Source organism: Inquilinus sp. OTU3971 (genome assembly GCF_038440215.1).
This window is the reverse complement of the sequence record NZ_JASATH010000437.1, coordinates 1-619: the sequence shown is the minus strand read 5'-3', so window position 1 is coordinate 619 and position 619 is coordinate 1. Positions and strand designations below refer to the sequence as shown.

The window sequence follows — 619 nt, the reverse complement described above, 5'->3', positions numbered from 1 at the left end:
GACGCAGAGCGCCGAGCCGGGCACCGCCTCGATGCCGATTTCGGCGCCGTGGCGTTCCTGGTCGGCCTTGGAGCGGCCGACGAACAGCACCAGGCCCTTGGCCGAGAACGACAGGTCGCGAAGATCGAAGGCGGCGAGCTCGGAGCGGCGAAAGCCGCCCGCGAATCCGGTCAGCAGCAGCGCCATGTCCCGCACGGCCCGTCGCCCCTCCCCTGCCCCGCCGGCGAGCTCGTTGCCGGCCAGGCCGGGATGCGGGGTCAGCACCAGGGAGGCGGCGCGCAGGTTCGGCTCGAGCAGCGCCGCCTTGCGCACCGGCCGGGCGCCCTTGGTGCGGCGCAGGCCTTTGAGGAAGGCCTCGAATTCGGCGTCATCGACCGCCAGCGGCCGCTTCAGCCGCTTGCGGATTGCCACCACCGCGGCGCGCCGCAGCAGGATGGTGCTGAGCGACCGCTTCTCTGAGAGGGCCGTGAGGTGCATGACCAGCCAGCGCTCGTCGGCCGCGGCATCAGAGTTCTCTCCCGTTGGGTCGAGGCCGAAGCCCAGGCACCAGTCGGTCCAGGCGCGCCAGGCCTTGCCGTAGGCGATCCGCGTGTTCTCGGAAAGCGAGGCTTCGACCAGC

The 619-nt window shown here is 71.9% G+C and carries 1 protein-coding gene; it reads right to left on the bottom strand.

Annotated features, from left to right (window positions below):
• Positions 1-619 (bottom strand): hypothetical protein (locus AAHM41_RS40315; RefSeq protein ID WP_446719529.1); only part of this gene is annotated, 619 nt, incomplete at both ends.